Source organism: Streptomyces sp. NBC_00400, from assembly GCF_036048035.1.
GTDB lineage: Bacteria > Actinomycetota > Actinomycetes > Streptomycetales > Streptomycetaceae > Streptomyces.
The window spans coordinates 8,466,935-8,490,789 of sequence record NZ_CP107940.1; the positions used below are offsets into that span (position 1 = coordinate 8,466,935).

Annotated in this window: 17 protein-coding genes; 9 read left to right on the top strand and 8 right to left on the bottom strand. The window is 70.9% G+C overall.

Going from position 1 to position 23,855, the window contains the following annotated elements; translation table 11 throughout:
- Positions 1 to 414 precede the first annotated feature (414 nt).
- Positions 415 to 1,389: a helix-turn-helix transcriptional regulator gene (locus tag OHS81_RS37195; protein WP_328390778.1), complete on the bottom strand. Its 975-nt coding sequence runs from the start codon at positions 1,387 to 1,389 to the stop codon at positions 415 to 417.
- Between the two features lie 83 nt (positions 1,390 to 1,472).
- Between OHS81_RS37195 and OHS81_RS37200 the strand changes: the two genes are divergently transcribed.
- On the top strand, positions 1,473 to 2,216 hold the full coding sequence (locus OHS81_RS37200) for an alpha/beta fold hydrolase (protein ID WP_328390780.1): 744 nt from the start codon (positions 1,473 to 1,475) through the stop codon (positions 2,214 to 2,216).
- Between the two features lie 30 nt (positions 2,217 to 2,246).
- Here the strand turns inward: OHS81_RS37200 and OHS81_RS37205 are convergent, their stop codons facing one another.
- From OHS81_RS37205 to OHS81_RS37220, 4 genes are all read right to left on the bottom strand, one after another.
- Complete coding sequence (locus OHS81_RS37205) at positions 2,247 to 3,419, bottom strand: FAD-dependent oxidoreductase (RefSeq protein WP_328390782.1); 1,173 nt, start codon at positions 3,417 to 3,419, stop codon at positions 2,247 to 2,249.
- 129 nt (positions 3,420 to 3,548) lie between these two features.
- Positions 3,549 to 5,255, bottom strand: a complete 1,707-nt coding sequence (locus tag OHS81_RS37210; protein ID WP_328390784.1) for an APC family permease — start codon at positions 5,253 to 5,255, stop codon at positions 3,549 to 3,551.
- A gap of 369 nt (positions 5,256 to 5,624) precedes the next feature.
- Complete coding sequence (locus OHS81_RS37215) at positions 5,625 to 7,433, bottom strand: beta strand repeat-containing protein (RefSeq protein ID WP_328390786.1); 1,809 nt, start codon at positions 7,431 to 7,433, stop codon at positions 5,625 to 5,627.
- Between the two features lie 277 nt (positions 7,434 to 7,710).
- Entirely contained in the window at positions 7,711 to 9,672 is a 1,962-nt protein-coding gene (locus OHS81_RS37220) for an IPT/TIG domain-containing protein (RefSeq protein WP_328390788.1), read from the bottom strand.
- 868 nt (positions 9,673 to 10,540) lie between these two features.
- Here OHS81_RS37220 and OHS81_RS37225 point away from each other — a divergent pair.
- The 7 genes from OHS81_RS37225 (at position 10,541) to OHS81_RS37255 (ending at position 16,178) form a co-directional block, all read left to right on the top strand.
- Positions 10,541 to 11,077, top strand: coding sequence for a restriction endonuclease (locus OHS81_RS37225; RefSeq protein ID WP_328390790.1), 537 nt, complete (start codon positions 10,541 to 10,543; stop codon positions 11,075 to 11,077).
- Between the two features lie 61 nt (positions 11,078 to 11,138).
- Positions 11,139 to 11,369, top strand: coding sequence for an e9imm peptide (locus tag OHS81_RS37230; protein ID WP_328390792.1), 231 nt, complete (start codon positions 11,139 to 11,141; stop codon positions 11,367 to 11,369).
- A gap of 215 nt (positions 11,370 to 11,584) precedes the next feature.
- Positions 11,585 to 12,115, top strand: coding sequence for an HAD domain-containing protein (locus OHS81_RS37235; RefSeq protein WP_328390794.1), 531 nt, complete (start codon positions 11,585 to 11,587; stop codon positions 12,113 to 12,115).
- A gap of 90 nt (positions 12,116 to 12,205) precedes the next feature.
- Positions 12,206 to 12,664, top strand: coding sequence for an SRPBCC family protein (locus OHS81_RS37240; RefSeq protein WP_328390796.1), 459 nt, complete (start codon positions 12,206 to 12,208; stop codon positions 12,662 to 12,664).
- 292 nt (positions 12,665 to 12,956) lie between these two features.
- On the top strand, positions 12,957 to 13,199 hold the full coding sequence (locus OHS81_RS37245; RefSeq protein ID WP_328390797.1) for a hypothetical protein: 243 nt from the start codon (positions 12,957 to 12,959) through the stop codon (positions 13,197 to 13,199).
- Positions 13,200 to 14,626: 1,427 nt separating this feature from the next.
- Complete coding sequence (locus OHS81_RS37250; protein WP_328390799.1) at positions 14,627 to 15,442, top strand: SDR family NAD(P)-dependent oxidoreductase; 816 nt, start codon at positions 14,627 to 14,629, stop codon at positions 15,440 to 15,442.
- 547 nt (positions 15,443 to 15,989) lie between these two features.
- Positions 15,990 to 16,178, top strand: coding sequence for a hypothetical protein (locus OHS81_RS37255; protein WP_328381216.1), 189 nt, complete (start codon positions 15,990 to 15,992; stop codon positions 16,176 to 16,178).
- Between the two features lie 741 nt (positions 16,179 to 16,919).
- Here the strand turns inward: OHS81_RS37255 and OHS81_RS37260 are convergent.
- A complete protein-coding gene (locus OHS81_RS37260) occupies positions 16,920 to 17,864 on the bottom strand; it encodes a SagB/ThcOx family dehydrogenase (RefSeq protein WP_328381215.1) in 945 nt (314 codons plus the stop codon).
- 1,181 nt (positions 17,865 to 19,045) lie between these two features.
- Positions 19,046 to 19,210: a hypothetical protein gene (locus OHS81_RS37265; RefSeq protein ID WP_328381213.1), complete on the bottom strand. Its 165-nt coding sequence runs from the start codon at positions 19,208 to 19,210 to the stop codon at positions 19,046 to 19,048.
- Positions 19,211 to 19,891: 681 nt separating this feature from the next.
- On the opposite strand from OHS81_RS37265, the gene OHS81_RS37270 reads away from it, so the two are divergent.
- Positions 19,892 to 20,164: a hypothetical protein gene (locus OHS81_RS37270; RefSeq protein WP_328381211.1), complete on the top strand. Its 273-nt coding sequence runs from the start codon at positions 19,892 to 19,894 to the stop codon at positions 20,162 to 20,164.
- Positions 20,165 to 20,223: 59 nt separating this feature from the next.
- Here the strand turns inward: OHS81_RS37270 and OHS81_RS37275 are convergent, their stop codons facing one another.
- A complete protein-coding gene (locus OHS81_RS37275) occupies positions 20,224 to 22,914 on the bottom strand; it encodes a DEAD/DEAH box helicase (protein ID WP_328381209.1) in 2,691 nt (896 codons plus the stop codon).
- Positions 22,915 to 23,855 lie beyond the last annotated feature (941 nt).

Consider the following 23,855-nt stretch of genomic DNA (forward strand, 5'->3'; position numbering starts at 1 on the left):
CGCCGGCCGGTCGCCTCACCGGCGCCTCCAGCTCTGTCGCACCTCTTGTCGGGCACGTTCTCGTCTCTGTCCCCCCACTGGTTCGACGCCACCGCATCCCCCCATGCATCGACAACTCACGCACGCCGTGTCCCCATTTCCGCAGGTTGTGGTCTCGGCCGACGATTTTGCGCCACCCCCTGGGTCTTGCCGCAAGCCCCCCGGTGCGCTATAAGTTAAGAGTGGCAAGGAGAGGTCTCTCCTTGCCTTTTCTGTTGGCCGTCACTACGCGCACCGGCGAACGGCCCACGCCCGAGGCCTTGTTCCACGAGCTGGCCCACCCCTCGATCTCCCGCACCGTCCGCCTCCCTTCGGTCTGCACTTCCCCCCGCGGCCCGGCCGGTCGGCGCCGCCCTGGATGCGATGACGCGCTGTCTACGTCGGGGCGTCCCCGGGCGTTCGTTCGGCGGCGGCCGTGAGCTGTTGGGCCAGGTCTTTGAGCGAGTGGCGCAGTTGGTCGGGGCTGTGGACGGTGAAGGGCCATTCCAGGGAGGCGAGCAGGCGGGCCACGGTGTCCAGATGTGCGGCCTGCGCGCGCATCAGTACGCCGGTGGGTGTGGTGGTGAGGGTGACGATCGTGCGGGGCAGCCGGCGCGCGATGTCCTCGAGGGGGCCCTCGATCAGTACCTCGACCCGCCACGGTGCGGGGGTCCGGGCCAGGGATGCGGTGAGGTGGGTCACCGGGTCGAAGTCGTCGGGGGCGGTGAACGTTGCCGTACCGGGCGTGGCGGAGGCGATCCGGTCGATGCGAAAGGTACGCAGGCCGTCCCGGAGGTGGTCGTGGCCGACGAGGTACCAGCACCCGGAATGGAAGACCACGCCGTACGGGTCGACCTCGCGCTCCGTGTGTTCCCGGTGCCAGGAGCGGTAGCGCAGGCCGACGGTGTGACCGGAGTGGCATGCCTGCGCCAGGGTCAGCAGGACGCCGGTTTCGGGGGCCTGCGCGAGCACGGTGTCGGTGGTGAAGGACAAGGTGTCCCGCATGGCGGCCAGCGGTGCACGCAGCGGATCCGGGAGTACTCGTTCGATCTTGGCGAGGGCGCCGGCGCCGGCCGGAGCGGTGGTGCTCATGCCCAGGCGGTCCCCGGCCAGCAGCCCCAGCACGATCACGAGGGCTTCTTCGTTGGTGAGCATCAGCGGTGGCATCCGGTAGCCGCGGGCCAGCCGGTAACCACCGAAGCGGCCCCGGCCCGATTCCACCGGGAGGCCCAGCTCGCGCAGGCGTGCCGCGTAGCGCCGCACCGTGCGCACATCGGTCCCCAGGCGGTCCGCCAGCTGTGCACCGGTCAGGCCTGGCTGTGTCTGGAGGAGTTCCAGCAGGGCCAGTACACGCGTCAAGGGGTGTGACATGCATCACTCATCATGTGAGGGCGGAAACTGTCCTGTATGGACTCTACTCTCGCCGCAACCCCTTAAATCCAAGGAGAAATCGCATGGCTACCTTCGTACTCGTCCCTGGTGCCTGGCTCGGAGCCTGGGCGTGGGAGGACACTGCGCAGGCGCTGCGGGAGCGCGGCCACAGCGCGCTGCCGATGACGCTGACCGGCCTGGGCGAACGATCCGCCCTCGCCACCCCGGAGGTGGGCCTGGACACGCACATCGACGACATCACCGCGTTCGTCGTGGAGCAGAACCTGCACGAGGTCACCCTCGTGGCGCACAGCTATGCCTCGGTTCCCGTCACCGCCGCCGCGGGCCGCCTCGGGACGCGCCTGGAACGTGTCGTCTATCTCGACAGCGCTCCCTTTGCCGAGGGCACGGGCCTGCTCGACGTCATGCCGGAAGACGTGGTCAGCCGACTGCACCAGCAGGTCGCCGAGCACGGAGACGGATGGCAGCTGCCCTTGCCGCCCGTCGGCCTGCTCGGCACGCTCAGCTCCCTCGAAGGGCTCGACGAGGACCGGCTCGGCCTCATGCGCACCCGGGCCACGCCCCAGCCCTTCCGCACCTTCGAACAGCGGCTGACCCGCCCCGGAGAGCTCGGCCCCGACGTCGACCAGGTGGTGCTCGCCTGCAACGATGCCCAGGCCCTGCTGGATGCCGGGGTGCCGGCGCTGGCCTTCCTCCACCAGTCACCGTGGCGGCGCTTCCACCTGCCCACCGGACATTGGCCCATGCTGTCCGCACCCGTCGAACTCGCCCACACCCTCGACACAGTTGTGTCTTCCGGACGCTGACAGGCACGGCCTGCTCCGCCCGCCTCCAGCTCAGCCCGGGTTGCCGCCGACGGCGTTCATATCGAGGTCCCAGTCCAGTTGGCGGGCCAGGGTGTCGTCGCCGGGACGCTGGGGGGAGGGTGCGCGGCCGGTGCGCGCGGGGGCCCGGGTGCCGCGGGAGATCTCTCCGCTGGCGGTGATGTTGTGCTCCACGCGGGGGCGGCGGCATGCCTCGTAGAGGGCGAGCGCGCTGTCCAGACCGGGCGTGTCCCGCAGGGACTTGGCGAGGATGACGGCGTCCTCCAACGCCATCGAGGCCCCTTGCCCCGTCGCGGGTGACGCCGCGTGCGCGGCATCACCGAGGAGCAGCGTCCGTCCGGAGCGCCAGGGGGTACCGAGCGGGATCTCGGTGGCGTTGGTGGCCATGATGCCGTCGGTGGAGGCCGCGACGATGCCCGCAGCGGGGGTGGCGTCCTGGCCCAGCAGCTCGACGAGTTGCTGCCGCCGGCGGGAGGGCGTGGAGTGTGCGAGCTCATCGGCGGGGAGGGCCTGACCGGCGACGCGTGCGAACCAGTTCGTCTCCCCGTCCGGCGAGACCGCGTAGCCGAAGGCGGCACTGCTGCCCCGCACCATGGTGATGTGCCCCGTGTCCTCCACCACCGGGGCGCTGTGCGTGTAGCCGTAGAAGACGCTCTGCCCCGCATAGACGGGATCTGCGCCGGGCGCGATCGATTGCCGGACGGTCGAGTTCAGGCCGTCGGCGCCGATGAGCAGATCACCGGTCGCGACGCCGCCGTCGGCGAAACGCGCGGTCACCTTGCCCGGGCCCCTCTCCACGGACACCAGCCGCGCCCCGTGCGACAGCTCGATTCCCCGGCGCAAGGCCTCGGCCTGCAACGCGGCGTTCAACTCGCCACGGCGCAGGCACCGGTACCGCAGGGACGCGTCGTCGGCCTCCCCGAGCGGCACACGGGCCACCTCGGCACCCTGGTCGTCGAGCACCCGCATCGCGCGCAGCGGAAAGCCGAGGGCGGTGACCGCATCCGAGGCGTCGAGCTGCGCCAGTGCACGCATCCCGTTGCTCGCCAAGGTCAGAAACGCCCCGACGTCCTCGGCCGTGTCGGGATGCGCCTCGTGCACGGCGACGTCGAACCCCGCCTTGTGCAGGGCCAGTGCGGTCGCCGTACCGGCGATCCCGCCGCCGATGACCAGTATGCGTGTCACGTGGTACTCCATTCGTCCGCGCAGATCCCCCTCGGGCCTCCGGGTAAATGATGTACCCGGTCGGCCCGGCGTTTCAGGAATCTGCGGCCAATGGCTCGTGCACGCTGCGGGATGTCCTCGGACGGAGGCTCAGACCGAGGCCTTCGGGCGCGCGCCTTCGAGGGCGTCGTCGGCGGCGCCGGTGCCGTGCGGGGCGGCTTCGGCGACGGACGGAGCGCCGGTCAGGCCCCGTTCATGGGCCGTGACCCCGGAGCGCACCGCCCAGAAGTAGAAGACCGGGGCGGTGACCGCGATCAGGACGGTGCCCAGCACACCGGGGAGGACGCCCCGGCCGCCGAACTCCCGGCCGCCCAGCGCGGACACCGCCGCCGTCCACACCAGGAAGGTGATCATCCACCAGGCCGGAGCGAACTGCCGCAGCAGGCTCGCGCCGCGCCCGCCCCTGCCGGACGTTTCGCGGCCCTTTCCGATCTCGCCCCGGCGCCACAGCACCAGCGCCGCGACCGGTGTGGACACCAGCGTCAGCAGGGTGATCTTGCCGGTCTCCGGCCACTTCGACCAGTACAGCGCGCAGGCGGCGAAGGTGAAGGTGAGCGGGCACAGCACCCCGGCGGCCGGCAGCCGGAAGGGACGGGGCAGGTCCGGGCGGGTCCGCCGCAGCACCCCCACCGCGATCGGGCCGATCAGATACGAGATGACCATGGCCGCCGACACCACACCGGCCAGCGCCTGCCAGCTGCGGCCGACGGTGAGCAGCAGCACCACGGAGAAGCCGAGGTTGAGCCACATCGCGGGGCGGGCGGTGCCGTAGCGGGGGTGCACGGCCGCCAGCTTCCGGGGGAAGAACCCGGTCTCGGCGAGGTTGGTGACCATGTACGCGGCCGAGGCGACATTGGCGATGTTGGACCCGGCCGGCGAGATGAACGCGCCGAACTGCAGCATGGTGACCACCCAGTGCAGCATCAGCAGTTCCGCCAGGTCGGCGAACGGCGAGTTGAGGTTCACGCCCTGCCAGCCGCCGGCCCGCTCCAGCAGCTCCGGAGGCACCGCGCCGAGGTAGGAGACCTGCAGCGCCAGATAGATCACCAGGCCCAGCGCGAGCGCGCCGGCCAGGGCGAGCGGGATGGCCCGCCCCGGGTTCTTCGCGGCTCCGCCGAGGTTGACCACGGCCTGGAACCCGTTGAAGGCGAAGACCACACCACAGGTGGTGACGGCGGTCAGCACGGCCGGCCAGCCGTACGGGGCGAAGCCGCCGTGGGCGGTGAAGTTCGAGGTGTGGAACCCGGACCCGACCAGGGCGAGCACCGCCAGCACCGGGATGGCGAACTTGACCAGGGTGAGCACGGTGTTGGCGCGGGCCAGCAGCTGCACCGACCAGAAGCAGGTCAGCCAGAGCGCGAGGGTCAAGACCAGCGCCACCGCCGTGCCGGAGAGGGTCAGCTGGTGGGTGCCCGGGTCGACCAGGCCCTTCGCCCAGCCGAAACTCCAGGACGTCATGTACTGGGTGGCCGCGATCGACTCGATCGGGATCAGTGAGGCGGTGGCGATCCACACCGCCCAGCCGGTGAGGAAGCCCAGGACCGGGCCGTGTGAGAGGTGCCCGTAGCGGGCCATGCCACCGGGGATCGGGTAGGCGGAGCCGACCTCCGCGTACGACATCGCGATCATGCCGATGAAGACGACGCCGATCACCCACGCGACCAGTGACGCGGGGCCCGCCACCTGGGCGGCTGCGCCGGCTCCGAAGAGCCATCCGGAGCCGAAGATCGAGCCGATCCCGATCATGATGAGGGCGAAGAGGCTGAGCCCCTTGCGCTCGCCGGCGCTCATGTCCATGGGAGGTGTTGTCCGTCCTGGTGTTGCGCAGGCCCCCCGCACTGCCGAGGGGCCGCTGTCCGCTGCTGCCGACCACCCTATTTCCGGCCCGGTGGCGGGAACGCCGCTGCGCTGCGGGAACACCATGCGGACCGGCCCGGGCAGACCACGGGACCAAGGTCAACAGGCCCGGCCCCACGGCCCGTTCACGCCCCGGCCGCTGCTCTTCGGCGGCCCGGGAGGTCCCCGCATGAGACACGTCACAGTGAGGAGCGGGACGGGCGCTCGCCCGCGAGGACGGTGGCGCGGCTTTCGAGGCCCCCGGCCCGGCCGCTGAACGCCGCCGGCCAGGTGACACGGGTCACATGGCCGACGGCCGTCCGCGGTGCCTCAGTTGTTGACCACCTGGACGGTGGTCCCACTGGACGGTGCGTAGCCCACTTCGCCGTTGTAGTTGCCGGTGACGAGGTGGGTTCCCTTCGGCAGGGGGCTGAACACCGCGCTGGCCTGGCCGTTGACCAGGGGCACGGTCTGGGGGGTGCGCCCGGCGATGGCGAGGGTGAGGGTCCCGGTGGGGGTGCCCGTTCCGGGAGCCACCGTGGTGACCTTCGCTGTGACGGTCACCGGGTCACCCGTAGTCGAGGGGTTCGGCGTGGACACCACGACCGTGGCGGTGGCCGCCTTGTTGACCAACTGGGTGTCGGTGCCGCTCGAGGCGGTGAAGTCGGTGTCCCCGTTGTAGGTGGCCGTCAGGGTGTACGGGCTGCCGGTGCGGGTGGTCCAGGTGTGGGCGGTGGTGGCGACGCCCCCGGAGAGCGTGGCCGTGGCGGAGCCGGTGCCGTCGCCGAAGGTGAAGGTGACGGTGCCGGTGGGGGTGCCCGCCCCGGGGGCGACGGAGGCGACCGTGGCGGTGAGGGTGGTGGGCCGGCCGGCCACGGTGGGGTCGGGGGAGGAGACCACCGCGGTGGTCGTGGCGGCCTTGCTGACGCTCTGGGTGTCGGTGCCGCTCGATGCCGTGTAGGTGGTGTCGCCGTTGTAGGTGCCGGTGAGGAGGTACGGGCTGCCGGCGGTGTCGGTGTAGGTGTGGGCGGTGGTGGCGAGGCCGTTGCTGAGGGACGCGGTCACCGTGGGGCTGCCGTCGCCGAAGTCGAAGGTGACGGTGCCGGTGGGAGTGCCCGCCCCGGGTGCCTGAGCGGCGACCGTCGCGCTCAGGGTGGTGGGCTGGCCGGCCACGGTGGGGTCGGGGGAGGAGACCACCGCGGTGGTCGTGGCGGCCTTGCCGACGGTCTGGGTGTCGGTGCCGCTCGACGCGGTGAAGCCGGCGTCCCCGTCGTAGCTGGCGGTCGCGGTGAACGGCCCACCCGCGCCGGTGTACGCGTGGCTGATCCGGGCCACCCCACTGGAGAGGGCGGCGGTAGCCGGGCCCGTCCCGTCGCCGAAGTCGAAGGTGACGGTGCCGGTCGGCACCCCGGCCCCCGGACCGACCGGCACCACCGTCGCGATGAGGGTCACCGGCTGCCCGGTCACCGACGGGTCCGGGGCGGTGACCAGTGTCGTGGTGGTCGCCGCAGGCAGCACGGTCTGGGTGTCGCCGTCCGCGGAGGAGCTGAAGTTGGCGTCCCCGCCGTAGCCGGCGGTGATGCTGTACGGGCTGCCGGTCGCGCTGGTGTAGGTGTGCGCGACGGTCACTGCACCGCCGGACAGCGGCGCCGTGATGGCCGCGGTTCCGTCGCCGAAGTCGAAGGTGACGGTGCCGGTGGGGACCCCGGCGCCGGACGGCATGGGGACCACGGTGGCGGTGACGGTCACCGCCTGGCCGGTCACCGTGGGGTCGGGCGAGGAGGTCACCGTCGTCGCGGTGGTGGCGGTGCCGGCCGTCACGGTGTGCGGGGCGGTGACGGCGGCGGTGGTGAAGCCGGCGTCCCCGCTGTAGGCCGCGGTGACGGTATAGGGGCTGCCCGCCGTGGTCGCATAGGCGTGGGTGGCGGTCGCGACCCCGGCCAGGGCCGGAGCGGTGACCGGTGCGGTGCCGTCACCGAAGTCGAAGGTGACCGTGCCGGTGGGGGTACCGGCCCCCGGCGGGACGGCGGTGACCGCCGCACCGAACGTCACCTCCTGCCCCACCGTGGAGGGGTCGGGCGTCGAGGCCAGGCCGGTGGTGGTTCCGGCCGGCTGCACGGTCTGGGTGAAGGTCCCCACGGAGGTGATGGTGTCGGCATCGCCGTTGTAGGTGACGGTGACCGTGTACGGGCTTGGCGCGGCGCCGGTGTAGGTGTGCGAGGTGGCGGCGGCCCCGTCGGCGAGGGGGACGGTGACCGGTGCCGAGCCGTCGCCGAAGTCGAAGGTGACGGTGCCGGTGGGGGGCCCGCGCCGGGCGGAACGGTGGTGACCGTCGCACCGAACGTCACCGGTTCGCCCACCGCCGCGGGGTCGGGAGACGCGGTGACGGCCGTCGTGGACGCGGCCTGACCGACCGTCAGCGAGCCGTCCCCGCCGAGGAGGCGATGTTGCCGTCGCCGTTGTAGGTGGCGGTGACGGTGTACGAGGCCTCCGCCGCGTCGGCGTAGGCGTGGTCCACGGCCGCCGCCCCGCCGGTGAGGGGGGCGGTGACCGGCGCTGTGCCGTCGCCGAAGTCGAAGGTGACCGTGCCGGTCGGCGTACCGGCCCCCGGCGGGACAGTGGTGACCGTCGCGGTGACGGTGACCGGCTGGCCGGCCACCGACGGGTTCGGCGCCAGGCTCACATCCGTGGCGGAGGTGGCCTGTTGGACGGCCTGGGTGTCGGTGCCCGTCGAGGCGGTGAAGTTGCCGTCCCCGCTGTAGGCGGCGGTGATCGCGTAGGGGTCCTCGGCGGCGTCGCTGTAGGCGTGACTGACCGTTGCGGCACCGCCCGCCAGCGGGGCGGTGACGGCGGGCGTGCCGTCGCCGAAGTCGAAGGTCACCGTGCCGCCCGGCGCCCCGTCCCCCGGCGGTACGGGGGCGACCCGCGCGACGAGGGTGACGGACTGCCCGGCCACCAAGGGATCGGGGGCGGACTGCACGGTGGTGGTGGTCGAGGCCGCCCCGACCACCTGGGTGTCCGTTCCGCTGGACGGGATGAAGAAGACGTCGCCGCCGTAGGAGACGGTGACCTCGTAGGGGGTCCCGGACGCAGCGGTGTAGACGTGGCTGACCGTCGCCGTGCCGCCGGTGAGGGCCGCCGGAACGGGGGCCGAGCCGTCCCCGAAGTCGAAGGTGACGGTGCCCGACGGGGTGCCGGTGGTGGGCGGAACCCCCGTCACCACGGCGGTGAAGGCAACCGCTTCCCCCACAACGGAGGGGCCGGGCGCGGAGCTGACGGCCGTCTCCGTGGGCGCCTGGTAGCCGAAGCCGCCGGACACGGTCACGCTGCCGCCCGGGGTGGTGATGACGAGGTCGTCCGGACCCGGCGTCCCCGGGGGCGTCACCACCAGCAGCAGGGTGTCGGAGGACGCACGGAAGGACACCGCGGGCAGACCGCCGACGGTGACGGCGGTGACCTGGCTGAGGCCGGTGCCCGTCACCACCAGGGTGGTACCGCCCGCGGTCGGCCCGGTGCCCGGGCTGACGCCGGTCACCGACGGCGCCGCGGCATAGGTGTAGAGCAGTCGGTTGCTCACCCCGCCGATGGTGGTGAGGTAGACCGGCACGGTACCGGGCCCCGCCACCGGGGGAGCGGTCACCAGCAGCTGCCCCTCGGACACCGCGGTGGGGAAGGCGATCGCGTCACCGAAGCGCACCAGCAGTGCGGTGCTCAGGTTGGCGCCCACCAGCTCCACCACATTGCCCCCGCCGACCGGGCCGGCGGAGGGGATGAGCCGCGAAAGGCTGGGCCAGTACAGGTAGAAGAAGTACCCGACGCGGGTGCTGCCTACGGGTGTGGTGACGGTGACCGGGACCGCCCCGCTGCCCGCGGGGGTCACCGCGACGATGGTCCGGTCGTCGAGGACGGAGAAGCCGGCCGCCGGCCGGGCGCCGAAGTGCACCGCGGTGGCGCCGGTGAAGTGGCGCCCGACGATCGTCACCAGGGTGCCGCCGCTGTAGGAGCCCTGGTCGGGGAAGATCCCGGACAGGCTCAGCAGCCCGGGCACGTCGGCCCGGCCGGCGAGGCCGGGCTGCCGTAGCAGTCCCGGTGTGCCCATCAGCTCCGGTGTGCCGATCAGCCCCGATGCGCCGGCCGCCCGGGCCTGTGCGCCGGGCAGGGCGTGCAGCAGCGTGCCGCTGTCGAGCGCCCTCGGCAGGTCCGCGCGGTCCACCGTGGTACGGAGCACCAGGTCATCCCCCGCCCCCCGCGCCACGAGCGGGACCGGGGCGCTCAAGGTGGGCACGACCTTGCGGGAGACCGGGTCGATGACGGCGATGCAGTTCCCGTCCCGGTCGGTGATCAGAAAGGGCCCGTTGGGGCGCTCCGGTGTCAGCATGAGACCGTCCTCGCTCGCGTCATGCTTCCGATGACCGCATCGACGGCTTCCGCATCGACGGCTCCCGCGGGGCGGCGCACCACCAAGCGAGGCGAGACGGAGTGGAGCGGGACCGGGCGCGCTCTCCCGACCGCGTGGCGCGGGCCGATGAGGTGCGCGGGGCGAACAGCATGCGTGACGGCTCCAGACCAGTTCGCGGGCCGGCCGCACCATGTGGCGCACATGGGGGCGCCGACACGGCCGTTACCTGCATGCCTCAACGGAGGAGCGCGCTCGGCGCCTCGTCATGACGAACGAGACTCCGACACGGGCAGGACGCCTTCCACTCCCCCGGAAAGGATGGGCGGCCCACCGGAATCGGACGGACCAAGTAACCCATTCCGGTGACGGCGAAGGCAACACTCCGAGCGCGAGGTCACCCGAAAGGCCGATCGCGTGGCGCAGTGCGTGCCGTTGCCGTTGCCGTTGCCGGTCGCCGAGAGGCGGCTCCACCTCCTCCCCCGGACACGGCCGGGGACCGGCGGCAACGCCCACCACGCAGCACAATCAGCCAACCTCGCCCGGTCCGCCCGCCGAAGGTCCGTCCCCCCACAACACTGAGGAGAAAGAAGGACCGAGCAGAAAGTAAGACAGCATCTCCGGGGGGAACCACATGGCCACACCCGCACGCCGCCGCTCCGCCGCTCGACGTTCCGCCGGTGCCCGGCGCTCCGCCGCCACCCGACGTGCCACCACGACCCGACGTCCCGCCGGTGCCCGGCGCACGACCCGCCCGAAGCGCCGGCCCCGTGGCCAAGCCGCCCGCCGCCGCGCACACGAAGCCAAAGCCTTCACGCTTCTCCTCATCGGGGCCTTCGTCATCGCAGCCGTGAGCACCTACCCCGTCACCAGCACCCTTGTCCTCGTCCTCGCAGCCGCCGCGGCCCTGACCGTCTACCTCGCCCGCACCGGCAGACTCCGCCTCCCCGCGAGCCTGGCCGGCGCAGCGGGAGCCGGTCCGCGCCGGGACTTCACCCACACCATCGCCGCCTACCAGGCCATGGACTACACCGAGTTCGAACACGCCATGGCAGACCTCGCCCGCCGCGACCCCGCCGTCCGCAGGACCGACGTCTCCGGCGGGAAAAACGACCGCGGCCTCGACGTCCTGGTCCATCTCCACAGCGGCGACCGCTACCTCCTCCAGTGCAAGCGCTGGAAAGGCCGCGTCGGATCCGAAGAGGTCATGAAGATCAACGGCACGTACCGGGACATCCACCACTGTGTCGGCGCGGCCATCATCACCACCAGCGCCTTCACCGCAGACGCCGAGCGCACCAACGCCATGCTGCCCAAGGCGCTGCGCCTCATCGACGGCCGCGGCCTCGCCCGCTGGGCCTCCGGCGGCAGGCCCCCTTGGGCGTGAGGCCGCGGTAGGGGGATGCACGTCGGAAAGGCCGCTGTGGTGGCGCCGAGGGAGGGGCCCGATGAGTGTGGTGGAGATGAGCCGGGCGGAAGCGGTCGCGCTCGTGCAGCGAATCATGGCGGCGGACTCCGCCTCCGAAGACGAGGTGAACGATTGGTTGGACAGGCTCGACAGTGCTCTGGCCTGTCCGTCCGGTTACGTCAGCGGCCTGGTCTTCTGGCCGTCGGAGCGGGAGATGTCGGCTGAGGAAGTGGTCGGCCGGGCCTTGGCATACCGGCCGATTGCCTTGTGACGCCGGCGCTCAGCCACAAGCCAGCAGGTGCGGGTCGTGAGGCCCGTGGATGCTCACGAGAGATGAAATGGCGGCACAGTAATCGATGAGGGGCTGTCATCTCATCCGAGTCGGCAACAGGATCGGACGGCAACAGGGTCAGCCGTCAGCCGTCAGCCGTCAGCCGTCCTCATCGAGGCGACCGAGGGTGGTGCCCGTGGCTATCCTGTGCTGCCGTGACTGGCTCTGTGCGGCGTCCGCTGCTGTTCCTCGATGTTGATGGTCCGCTCATCCCGTTCGGCGCGGAGCCGCAGCACTATCCGACCTATGAGACAGCTCTCGATCTGCGTGAGGCCGACGCGAATCCGCTCCTGACCAGGATCAATCCTGAGCACGGAGGCAAACTGGCCGCGCTCCGGTGCGAGCTCGTCTGGGCCACGACATGGATGGATGACGCGAATGAATGCATCGTTCCCGTGCTTGGTCTCCCGCAGCTCGCTGTGGTGGTGTGGCCGGAGCCGTCCGACATCGATGACCGGGACGAACGCAACGGACTGCACTGGAAGACCCGCGCGCTCGTCGAATGGGCGGCGGGGCGCTCGTTCATCTGGGTCGATGACGAGGTCACCGACACCGACCGGGCCTGGGTCGCCGCCCACCACCCGGGACATGCCCTGCTGCACCGCGTCGATGCCCGCCTTGGGCTGACCGAGAACGACTATGCGGCTCTCGACTCGTGGCTGCGACGCCTTCCGGTCGCTGACTAAGACGCCGGTCACCGGGCACCCGCTCGACTGCGCGAGATGCGCGTCGCGGGCTTCGTCACCCGCGTAAGTCACCACTGAGGAGGCGTAGCAATGAGCACGGTGAAGGAAACGGTGGACGTCGAGGCCCCGGTCCACACCGCCTACAACCAGTGGACGCAATTCGAGGAGTTCCCGAAGTTCATGGAGGGTGTCGAGAAGATCACCCAGCTCGACGACGGGCGCAACCGCTGGACCGTCAAAATCGGCGGCGTGCAGCGGGAGTTCGACACCGAGATCGTTGACCAGCTCCCGGACGACCGTATCGCCTGGCGGACCACCACCGGCGAGACGCGGCAGAGGGGCCTGGTCAGCTTCCAGCGCCTGGATGAGACCCATACCCGGGTGGAGCTGGTGATGGACATCGACCCTTCGGGCGTGGCGGAGAAGGCCGCCGACGTGTCGGGAACCATCGAACGGCGAGTCAAGGGCGATATGCGGCGCTTCAAGGACTACATCGAGCACCGAGGCGTCGAATCCGGAGCCTGGCGCGGCCGGATCCAGCCCGGCTGACCCAGCCCGGTGGCCCGGCTGCCGCCACGACGAAGCGACCCGAGGTGGTGGTCCCGGCCCTCGAACGGGAGACTCCAGGGGTGGCCCTTGCACACAGGGGCCACCCCTCGTGATGGCGCGATGATGGACCAGCTCGCCCAACTGGCGAGGTGTCAGTAGTTGGAGTGCGGTTCTCCAGGAAGCTCCGATGCTCTGATCGCACCTGACCACGGCAAGATCATCTCCCCTGTGACCAGTAGCTACGGGGCGGCCCCTAGACTGCCCTCGTTTTCACAGTTGATCGGAGCACGACATGCGTCGCCTCATTCTCGTCCCCGTCCTCGTGGCAGTCGCCGGCCTTGCACTCGCCGGGTGCGCGCAGGACTTCGGTAAAGGCCCTGAAGGCCGGGTCACCGGCAAGACCAAGGACGGGAAGAAGTTCTACTTGGTCGTCGATCCCAAGAAGGAGGGCGAGGAGAAGAAGTTCCGGGTCAGCAAGTACGACTACCATGACTGCTACCGGGGCTCGAAGTACCCCAAGTGCATCGACGATTAACCCACGCAGGTCCTTTCTGCTCGGCCACCCGCTCCGGCACTGCCGTCCCGGACCCATGGTCCTCGTGATCATCTGTGCCGCACGGTGAGGAGTTGCCCGGCCGGCTTCCCTTGCGGAGCACCTTTTCGCTCGGCCTCAAAGTGTTCGGGTGCGGGCTCGTCCTCCCCCTGGGGCTACTGTTGACCAGCTGGTTTCTTCCTCGGCTGCGGCGCCACCGCGGATTCCGTACGGCCGCCGCGATTCTGGCACCGATCTCCCTCGGAGGCCTGTGCATCCTCTTCAACGTACTGCTGGCCCTGACGTGAGACCGGACCTGGCCCGGACCTGGCGCTGATGGGCGAGCCCGACTGGGGTTGATCGACCAAGGGTGTGCCCTACCGCCGCGGCGCATTCCCCGAACTCGGCCGTCAGCGCGCTGTGTTCGGCGGGGCGGCTGCGGTGGCGGGGCCTCAGCGACCGAGCCGGCGGATGCGGTGCAGCAGGTCCTGGCCCTCGGGGCCGGAGCCGGACACCCCTCCTGAACCTCTCCGGGCCGGTCAGCCTCGTCTTGTTGCCAGCTGGCGAACAGCCGTCCGCGACCCTTTGGTATGTGACGCCAACGCAACCTGTGCGGCGACACAGCTGAGGTTCGCCGCCGTGCACGCGCCGGGGGTGACTGCATTCGTCGACGGCGGAGAACTGAACCTCGTTCACCGGAAGTTGCCGGCAGGACTGCTCACACCTTGGTGCATCCGCGACAGGAGCCGGATCCCACCAGATCTCCCCAGCGATCGCCGCCACCGATCGTGCTGCCCTGGCAGGCAGACCCCCGATCTATGTATGCGGCGGTGCCCTCTGAACACCTCGGCAGGTGCCTCCTGCAGCCCGCCTGCTACGAAGCCGTCCTCGAAGCCGTCCTCGAAGCCTGAACAGCACACCGCCGGTGTCCGCCGGAGCGGAACAGGCTCAATCTTCCCCATCTTCCCCTGGACCGGCTACCCGGCCATGGCTGCATGATCAGCTGCTCGGACAGCGGTTTCCACACGGGTGGGGTGCCCCGAGGTTTCCGGACAGGGACCCGACAGGGCTGCCCTGAACAGGAAACGAGGAGCAGAAGTGGCGCCACCGAGCGAGTACTTACCGGATTTCCGCGAAAGCCGTCCGCGCTCCGGTCCGGCAAGACAATCTCCGAGACAGCTCGAGCAGGACCGTCTCGATGCGGGGTGCTTCTGCCGCAAGTCTCCGCCCTCACACCGTTCCGCCCACACCGTTCCACCGATGATTAATCACCGCTTTGTTCGCCGTCTGCCTTTCGCCGTAGTTGTTCCCCGCCCCGCGCCCAGTCGCGGTGCCGACGGCAGCGGCACCCGGTCGGCCCTGCGGTGCCGGCGCTTCGTATGCTCGCGGTGCGGGGAACCGGAAGTTGACCACTTCGGAGGCGAACGAGCATGTCGGAACAGCGTGTTGTCCTGGTGACGGGCGGGGGAACGGGAATCGGGGCCGCCACCGCCCGGCTGCTGCGCACCGCCGGGCACCAGGTCGTGATCTCCGGGCGGCGGCCCGAGCCACTGCGCCGGGTGGCGGAGGAGACCGGAGCGCTGGCCCACCCTTCCGACGCCGCCGACCCCGAGGCCGTGCGCGAGCTCGTCGAGACGACGGTGACGGCCTACGGGAGACTCGACGGTGTGGTGCTCAACGCCGGAATCGGGCGGGGCGGCGCGGTCGCCGACACCGCGGTCGAGGACTGGGAAGAGGTGATGAGGACCAACCTCACCGGCCCGTTCCTGCTGCTGCGTGCCGCGCTGCCGCATCTGCTGGCGGCCCGCGGCGCGGTGGTCGCGGTCGCCTCGGTCGCCGCGCTCCGCAACAGCGTCGGCAACGCCGCCTATGCGACGTCCAAGGCGGGTCTGCTCCACCTCTGCCGCTCCCTCGCCGTCGATTACGGGTCGCAGGGGCTGCGGGCCAACGCGGTGTGCCCGGGCTGGGTGCGTACGGAGATGGCCGACCAGCGGATGGCGCGGTTCGCAGCGGAGGCAGGGTTGGCGGGCGGTGCCGAAGCGGCGTACGAGGAGGCTAACCGGCTGACTCCCGCCGGGCGGCCGGGCGATCCGCAGGAGGTCGCCGAGGCGATCGACTGGCTGCTGTCGCCTGCCGCGTCCTACGTCAACGGGGCCGTCCTCACCGTCGACGGCGGGGTGACCACGGTCGGCGTCGGCGGTGCCGCCTTCGACCACCGGATCGAGGCGCGCCCCCCGCGCCGGTAGCGGACTACCGGACAGGCCCGTTCCACAGGGCCCGTGGCGGCGCTGGAACCATGGCGGAGCCAGGTCCCCAGAAAGAGGCTGGGCCTGGACGGCGCCCCAGCGGCAGCCGAGCTCGTCGCCGGGGAATTCGGTGCGGGTGGCGCGGACGAGGCGGTGGTCGGCCTCAGCCCACTCCGGTCCGGTCAGGGCACGGCCGTCGGGATGGAGCAGGGTGGCGGTCGATCGTGCCGGGGAGTGGTGGTGAAGACGACGATCCCGACTCACCGTCAGGTGCCCGCACAGACCACCCTGGCGCGCCCCCGGCACCCGCCCTGGTGCCGTTCGCGCTGCCTGCTGCCTGCTGCCTTCCCCTGCTGCCTTCCAGCCGCCCGTAGAGGGCCCCCGCCCTGCGGCCGAGTCACCGCCTACGCGTCTTCGTAGTCACCGCCTACGCGTTCTCGTACGCAGCTTTGCAGCGGCGTACGCGGTCGCCTCGGTGCCCGCAGCCGGGCCGGGCCGTGGCGCCGGACGCACCGGCCATGCGGCGCTCCTGGGGTAGGGCGGCGCAGTGGCAGCGGCCCTGTTCGTGGCCGCGGTGGGCTGCGGAGTACTGGCGCTGGCCTACCCGTCGCTGGAGCGGGTGTGGCAAGTGGCCGGCGGCTTCTCCACAGTTGCCGGCGCAGCCAGCGCAGTGGTGACGCCGATCGGCCGGCGGAACGCTGCCGGAGCTCGGCAGCAGCAGTTGAGGCCGCCGTGAGCCGGCTGAGGCCGCCGTGAGTCGGCTGGTGCCGGCTCACGGCGGTCTCCCACTCGCCGTCCCACTCAGCGTCCTGAGCGTCGTGGCAGCCGCTACAGGTACGTGGCGCGCTCGCCGGCCGACCAGCGGCGCAGGGGAGACGACCGCGTGAACACCGCCGCCGCTCCAGGCGGAGCACGAGGAGCTCGTCCGTCTGTGAGGCGTCAGTGCGAACTGTCCGTGACAGAGGCAGACGGGGCGACCCGCGATGGGGTTGCCGCGTACGGCGACCGCCGGGTCCGCGCTCGCTCTCGGGGAGGAGAGACAGGAGAAGCCTTGCCGATTCGTCCGACTCCTGCTCGGGAGCGTCTGGACCCGCACATGCGGGCCAGTCCGGAATGCCGGACGCCTGCCCGGCTCCAGCGCGTGAGGTACGGGCTGGGCGCGGACTGCGACCGTGTACCCGAGGCCGACTCCACCGCCGGCCTCACCCGGGCCGACCGGCGGCCGATGGCCTACGCGCCGCCGGCCCGGACGCCGAGCGTGTCTTTCGCGGCTCTCCTTCGCCGATGCGGCTGGAGCGGCGACGCCGGAGTGCGGGCTGCCGGTCATCGGTGATCTCGTCGGCCGGTACGACGCGTAGCGGCCGACGGGGTACCGGCCCGCGGCGAACGCCTGCCCGGCGCCACAGCGGTTCCGGGCAGGCCGGGCGGCGGGGAGAGCGGTTAGCGGCTCGCGGGGCCGGCGAGGTTGTCCGATGGGTCAGTTGTCAGGCTGTCCCGGTTGTCCGTGGCGCAGGGTCGTGTGCCGGAAGGCGTTCAGGTCGGCGGTGTCGGTCGCAGTGCCGGGGGCGGGGTGTCCGGCAGCGAGGGCGTAGAGGGTGCTGTGGGTGGTGCTGTCGAGCCCGAGGCGGCTCTCGACGGCGGTGTCGTCGAAGGCGGCGCTCTGGAACGGGCCCAGGCCCAGCGCGGTGGCTGCCAGGGCGAAGGTCTGCCCGAGGTGTCCGGCGTTCAGGTGGCTGACCCGGTAGGCGCGGGGGTGCCGGTACTTCACGCGCATGCGTTCCCAGGCGGCGGTCACGAAGATGATGAAGGCCGCCTGGTCGGTGCCCTCCTGGTGCGCGCACAGCGCTCCGGCTTCGGTGTGGGTGCAGCCTTCGCGCAGCAGCTCCAGGCTGTGTTCGCGGGCGTTGTAGTGGAACAGACCGGCGGGGATGCCGGCGACGTTGGGGGTGGCGAGGTAGGCGTCGAGTTCTTGCCTAGCTCCGCCGGAGGGGCTGGTGCGCCGGATGAGGGCGCCGTACTCGAAGCCGTCGATGAACTCGGCAGGGCCGAAGACGGTAGCGAGCAGGACCGCGAGATCGTGCAGGCTCACCGGCCGGCTGCTGAAGGAGCGGTGCGTGCGCCTGCGGTAGAGGGTCTGCTCCAGCGGTGCGGACAGGCGAGGGTCCGGTGTACGGGGCAGCAGGATGCGGTCGGCCTCGGGGTACTCGGTGAACAGCGCCGGACGCCCGTCGCGGGTGAGGTGCTGACGCAGCTCGGGGGTGGCCGTCTCGAAGGGGACGTCGCGGGTGGCGTAGTGGAAGAAGGATGCTTCCGGTGACCAGGGGCCCCAGGCGTCCGCCAGGCGCTCGTCCTCTTCGGCCTCGGGGCTGCCTTCCCCGGCCAGCAGGCCGCATTCGAGCAGTGTTCCGGCTGCCTTCACCACCGTCTCGGGATGCAGGTGGTCCAGAGCTTCGGCCGCCTTGGTGGGGGTGGTCCGGGTGTTGAAGGCGTTGAGGATTTCAGCGGTCGAGGGATGCAGAGCGACCGGGGCGTGGCCCCGGTAGGTATGGGCGAGGAAGTCCCCCTGGTGTCAGTGGCATGTCAAGCCCCTCGGCCGCCGCTGTCGCGCCTCTTTCCTCTCCTTCACGGGGCTGCTCCCGGATCTGCCAAGGGCATGGGCCGGCCCGGCAGGTGCCGCGCCGGCCTCGCCCTCGGGTCACTTGTGAAGGAAAGCACCGGTGCGGTGTTCTTCCCGCTGGACGGGCAGAGGCTTGATCTCGATCTCGCGCATGATGGATACCTCCTTCGGCCTTCTGTTCGTACGCAGCCTAAGTGCACGCCTCACTTTCCAGGAAGTGAGGGAATAGCCCAACGGCCTGTCGGTGGACTGCAATTGCCCGGAGACCGTCGCCCGCAGGACGATCCAGCGATCTTGTCTGAGAGGCGCTGGCGGAGACGTGCCCGCCGTCAGGCCGCCCGTCTTCGTGCCCGCCGTCAGGCCGCCCGCCGCTAGGCTGAACGATGAGCCGCCGGGGCTTTCGCATGCCCCTCGGACAGGTCTGAGAAGTCCTCGGTGCGTCCTTTCCGGTCGTCGGCGTTGGGGTGGTGCTCCACCGGATGACGGGGTTGTCATTGTCCTTGCCGCCGTAGCTGTTGGGCACGGCCTGCCGCTGCGGATGTTCATCAGGTGGCAGGTGCCGTCCCCGCGGTCCGGAGTTTCCACAGCTGGTTGTGGTCGTTGTTGTAGGAGTACTGGATGATCTGGGCTCCGCCGTCGGGTGCTCCAGCTGCGACCGTGTCCAGTGGATCACCATGAGACGCCCTGGCGCTGCCGAGCCTGCCGTGCCTGCCGTGCCGTGAGGAAGGGCAAACCGTCGTCTACCGCAGCGCGGACCAGCCACTGCGGTTCGTCGAGGGACTGCCTGCCGGCTGGGAACCTCCGCACATGTACGCCCCGCGCGATGTGCACGAGGACCAGGAATACGCCCCCGCGGGACCGGACGACTGGGGCTGACCGTCCGGCGCGCGAGCCGGCCAGTCGGCCGGGCTCCTCAGCAGTGTGAGCCCCTGCGGCCTGGCCCTCGCTGGAACACGCGGCTCTCCCGATGACATATCGACGTCGGGTCACGCGGCAGCGAGGAGTGCGCCGGCGGCGGTGCCCAGTTCGTCGCCGGCGGAGTTGGCGTGCGCACAGGCGATGTCGAGCGCGGCGTGGTCAGCAAACTCGTCCCGGCTGCCCGGCAGCCGGGAAGGGCAAAGCGTGAGGGGCGGCCGACGGCCGCCCCTCACGCATTCAGAAACCGACGCGAAGACCCAACAAGGGCACAGCCGTGGCCACTTCACTCGCGGGACGGGCCAGGCTCGTCCCCGCCCGCGCCGGAACGGAGTGCCGGACAGGCCCCGGTCCCGTGACGGGACGCAGTACGGCCGGGGCCGCACCCGCATGCCGGACACGGCGCCCCGTGGCGGCCTTCAGGCCGATGGCTGTCTCACCAGGCAGGCGAGCGGGACCTTGGGCACGCACGGCCGGGGCACCGAATTCTTCCGCAAGCCCTTGAACCGCCCCAGCGAAGGTCATTCCGGAGTGGTCGGGTCGCCCGGAGGCGGGATTCCCCCGGCGCCCCGACCAGTAGGCCGTTTCGTTGGGATCACCAGACGCAACAGCTCGATTCGCGCCCACCGCGGACCAGCCAACTGCACAGCCGGTCCACCGACCGCCTGATCCGCACAAAGCCCCAGGTACATGCGGTGTCCTGCGCCTGGCATCGACGCAGGCCCCGACACCACCGCAGCAGCCCGCGTGACACCGCGGAACCTGGAGGCGTGCCAGGAGCTGTCCGATGGGCCGCGGCGGGCTCACGGGGCGCGTCCTCGCTCGCGCAGCCACGGCGTGACACGATTCGCGGCAGACCGTCAGAGCCCGATATTCGCGGCAGACCGTCAGAGCCCGATTACAGAGGGGAGGGGCGCATGCCCGAGGAGAAGCAGCCGTTCGAGATCATTGACGTGAGCGAGGCCAAGCCCGAAGACCTAGGCACCCTGAGCCTGCGCTACGTGGACGGGGCCCACGCTCGTCGTCAGCGGCGGGAGGCCATTCCGGCCTCGCTCGCGGTCGTCAACGACTCCGGCGCCCCTGTAGCGGCATATACGGCAGGCCCTGCGGTGAAGACAAGGTCCATGGTCATCGGAGGGTACGGCGGCGACGTGTACATCGCCGACACCAACAACCACCACGTGCGCTGACGTCCCGGGGCCTCATGCACTTGCGGTCCGAGCTGGCACACCACCGTCGACTGCCGGCGTCACACCCACTGCACACCCAGCTCGCGTAGCGCCTCCAGCTGCCCCTGGGTGAGCTTGTTGCGGCGCTGCTTCTGGTTGGCGTACCAGATGCCCACCTTGGTCTCGGTCCCGTCCGGCAGAGCCACCACCGCCTTGCGCGGCGGCTGGCAGCCCTCCTGCTCCACCCACTGCGCGAGGGCTGCCAGGCCCCGCTGGAAGGCCTGCTGGGCTTTGCCGGGCCCCGCGGCCGCGCGCTTCGGCGTCGGGGCGGCAGATGCCCCTTCAAGAGGCTTGATGCCCAGTCTGGAGAGCCGTTCCCGCTGTTCGGTGGACAGCTGCGCCCAGGTGCTCGCCTCCCGCTGCCGTGCCAGCCACCGCCCGAGGTCATCGCCGTCGAAGACCACCCCGGGTGGGATGTCCGGCAGCACACCGGCGGGTTCGTCGGCGGCGAGGTCACGGAGAACGGCGTAGGGACGTTGCCAGTCCAGCGGCCAGGGGCAGTTCCAGTCCGGGTCGATCGCGGTCAGCTGCCCCGCCCGCACAACGGCCCGCTCCGTGTCCTTCCCGAGCCCGCCTTTGCGGCGGAGATTGGCCAGATGCTGCCCGATGGGCACCATCGCCTCACCCTCGCCCCAAAGGGCGTCCTGGCGGGGGGCCAGGTGTCCGGTGGCGCGCCGGTAGGAGCGGAGCGCGGCGAGCTTGGCCTCCCACACTTCTCCGCCCGGCTCCCACACCATCCCGGCTTCGTCGAGCAACTCCTTGCGGTGGGGGTCGAGTTCGCCGGCGCGCAGTGCCCGCCGCTGCTGGTGCACCCACCGCCCCAGCGGAAAAGCGTCGGTGGACCCGGCCGCGGCCTCAACGTCGTAGGCCACGGCGTGCAGCCCGGTGATCTCGTTCTCGGCCCGCCAGCGCCGCAGGGCCTGGTAGCCCTCCAGCCACACCAGCGACTCGGGCCGGATGACGCGGCACCGGGTCAGCGCGGCGACGTCGGCGGCGTCGCGAGGCCGGGCGAAGTTCACCACCACCGCATCGACACGATCCACCTCCCGCTGCCCCTCGCTCACTGCCTCCTCCGCCTCCCCACCCTCCGCCTCCCCACCCTCCGCCTCCCCACCCTCCGCCTCCCCACCCTCCGCCCCCGCGCCACCGGGAGCCGGCCGGACATGGAGACGTCGGCGCTCGGTGCCGCGGGTCAGGGCGCGGGAGGCGAGCTGGTCGACCATGCGTTCCGAGTGCGAGCGCAGGCCCTGGAGGATGTCGACCAACGGCTGGTAACTGGCGGAGGCCACCATGTCCTTCGGGTCCTCGCCCGGCTGAAGGAAGACCGGGATGATGATCCGCGCGGTCTTCACACTGCCGTCCGGATTCGGACGCAGCGCCCGCCCGATGTTCTGCACGATGTCGACCTGCGAGCTACGGGACCCGACGATGCAGGCCGCTTCCACGCCGCGCAGCCCGGTGATGTCGACCCCGACCCCCAGGGCCCGCACCGAGGCGAGGAACGCCCGGTGCACCCGCTTGCCCGCGGCGTTGATGCCGTTGGCGAACTGTCCGATCACCTCCCGCCGGTGGGCGACAGGGTGGTCCCCGCACAGCCAGTCGGCCCACACCCTCTCCGGCGGGACGTGCCGGCCGTCCTCCAGCTCGTACAGCTCCGCGTCGATCGAGGAGGCCGGCAACTCCTCCGCACGGGCAAGAGCCGCCTCGGACGCCTCGGCGGCAAACAGCTCAGCAGCGGTACGCGGCACCTGCTCGGCGAACGCCCGGGCCTCTTCCACCCGCTGGTGGAAAGTCATGACGGTATGCAGGTTCCTCGCTGCGGCGTGCTCCAGCAGCGCGGCCTGCAGCAGCGCCAGGCGCCGCCCGCGCAACGCGTCCTCCGACAGCCCCAGAACCGGATCCGGATCGCGGATCTCCAGCACGTCGAGCTCGAACCCTGCGAGGATCGAGCGTTCCACCGCTTCCGCCAGTCCGAGGTCGAAGATCCTGGTGCCGTAGGTGCGGGAGCCGGCTTCCATCGAGGCGATCACCAGCTCCTGGCCGTCCCGGCCGCGCTGGGGCCGCGGCGCGGCCAGGATCCGCGGAGTCGCGGTGAGGTAGAAGCGGAAGTCGACGGGAATCCGGCTGTTGTCGTGGATCGCCGCCCAGGGCCGGCCGATGTCCCCGGCCGTCATGTGCCCCTCGTCCAGGACGGCGAGGTCGAACCCTGCCATCGACTGGCCGTACAGCCCCTCTCCGCCCGCCAGGGCCGTCTCCAGAGGCCCACGGACCTTCCGCTGCCCCGTAGGGTCGGTGGGGTCCTCCCGGTCCACCAGGGAGGCGTACGTAGCGAACACGACGACCGGCCCCTTGCCGGCCCACAGGGCGAGCTGGATCGGGTTGGTGGTGGTGCGCACCCCGAGCTCGTTCAGCACCGGGTCGTTGTCCACCGAGCACACCGCGACCATGGGGGAGCGGTGTCCGACCCGGCGCCAGGACTGCGCGCTCTGCACGATCAAGTCCAGCGTGGGCACCATCACCAGAATCCGACCCTCGGGGAAATAGTCCAGCGCACTCGCAGCGGCCGTGATCGTCTTCCCAGACCCGGTCGCAGACACCCCGGTGGCACGTGCCCCCTCCGGAGGCACAAAAGATCTTGCAGGAAATCCCACCCACTTCCGGAAACTCGACTTCTGGTCTACCTGGTGTTCCTTGAGCGGAATCGCTGACATTTCCGCGCCTCCCCGATACCCGAAATCCCGTGGTTTTTCAGACGGCCGCATCCGGACAGCAAGCGCACGGCGTCACCCCAGACCGACCCACCCGCGAGATGCCGGCCGCCGGACGTCCCGTCCGACGTCCGCGCTTGAACCCCGGGCAGGTTGTCCGGGTCGCAGGCCCGGCCTCGCACGCACGCACAGAAGATGACGTCCCCGCTGGACAAGCCCCGGCCCGTCACGCCTACCAAGACCTCGCTCACGGCCATCACGCCCTCATCCCAGCCGTCTGCGAACCCCGGGCCCGAAGAGGCCGACGCCATGCGTCCAGTCAACGACCTCGCACTGCGCCCCAGCCAACCGCCCCGGCCCCCAACGCAGCACCAGGCGATCCGCTCCGCTCCTGGACGCGCCCCGCGCCTCCAGGAGCGCGAACAGCTTCAACCGGGCGCAAGCGCCCACCGTCTGGCACTGCGTCACCTGCGCACGGAATCGCGGCCCAGCGCGGATGTCTTTCCGGTAGATTCACTCATGCGGTCGTTTCTCTCGAATTCGAAGGAGCGTTCAGGTGGTGGGAGGGTGTGCCTTGTTTTCACCAATGCTACATGCTGCATCTCTCTGATGCATGCACCACACTGGTATCCGCCACCAACGAACGACCCCCACCCCCGCAGCCAGCCTGGCCCGCGCCAGCGGGCCTTGAAGCCCTGAAGGCGAAGCCGGAAGGGCCGTTGGGCAAGAGAGCGCAGCGAACTTACCCAACAGGGCTGGAGCGAAGCGCAAGCCCCAGGTTGACTGGACGGAGTCCAGTCGGCTTCGGGAGCGCAGCGGACGAAGCATCAACCTCTCGGCGAAGCCGAGAGGTTGAGCGGGCGGCGAAGCCGCCCGCTCCGCTCACGCGGAGCGTGAGCGCAACACCACCGCGAAGCGGTGGTGTTCGCTTGCATAGCGCGCAG